General features: G+C 46.9%; 1 protein-coding gene. It reads left to right on the top strand.

Annotated features, from left to right (window positions below):
- The coding region (locus FCL47_RS24170; protein WP_136816280.1) for an IS1595 family transposase at nt 1-324 on the top strand (324 nt) is incomplete at both ends.

Raw genomic sequence — 324 nt, 5'->3', positions numbered from 1 at the left:
GACATCAGTGCTCGATTACCAGTAGCACCATTTTTGACTCATCAAAATTGTCTCTTACTACGTGGTTTCTGGCAATCTATCTCATAACGCAAGCCAAAGAAGGAATGTCCGCCCTTAGTTTGCGCCGTTTCCTGGGCATATCAGTCAATGCAGCTTTTAAAATGAAACACAAGCTGCAGCACGTGATGAAGAATGCTGATGATCAACTTGTCCTTGAAGGCTTCATTGAACTGGATGACGTGTACTGGGGCGGCAAGAAGAGTGGTGGTAAACGAGGTCGAGGAGCGCCAGGTAAAACACCGTTCCTTGCTGCCGTTTCACGTA

This window comes from Desulfopila sp. IMCC35006, from assembly GCF_005116645.1.
Lineage (GTDB): Bacteria > Desulfobacterota > Desulfobulbia > Desulfobulbales > Desulfocapsaceae > Desulforhopalus_A.
Note: the sequence above shows the minus strand (reverse complement) of the source record. Positions and strands in the feature narration are given on the sequence as shown.